We start from the raw sequence: 547 nt of genomic DNA, 5'->3' as shown, positions 1-547 counted from the left end.
GTTCGGGATGTCGATCCTGATCCGGTCGCCGTCCTCGACGAGCGCGATGGTGCCGCCCGATGCCGCCTCCGGCGAGRYGTGSCCGATSGACAGTCCCGASGTRCCGCCGGAGAAGCGGCCGTCGGTSAYCAGGGCGCAGCTCTTGCCGAGGCCACGGCCCTTGAGGAAGGAGGTGGGGTAGAGCATCTCCTGCATGCCGGGGCCGCCGCGCGGACCCTCGTAGCGGATGACGACTACGTCGCCCTCCTTGATCTCCTTGCGGAGGATCTTGTCGACTGCCTCTTCCTGCGACTCGCAGACGACCGCCGGGCCCTCGAAGGTCCAGATCGACTCGTCGACGCCCGCCGTCTTCACGACGCAGCCGTCCTCGGCGAGATTCCCCTTGAGGACCGCGAGGCCGCCGTCCTTGGAGTACGCGTGCTCCATGTCGCGGATGCAGCCGCCCGCCGCGTCCAGGTCAAGGGTCTCCCAGCGCTCGGACTGCGAGAAAGCGGTCGCGGAACGGACGCAGCCGGGGGCCGCGTGCCACAGTTCGACGGCCTCGGGG

1 pseudogene is annotated in these 547 nt (G+C 69.6%); it reads right to left on the bottom strand.

The features are described from left to right. Positions 1-547, bottom strand: a pseudogene (locus AC1DUE_RS20105) (dihydroxy-acid dehydratase); the annotation flags it as partial.

This window comes from Cellulomonas sp. P4_A2 (assembly GCF_056402515.1).
This window is presented reverse-complemented; position numbering and strand designations above follow the sequence as displayed.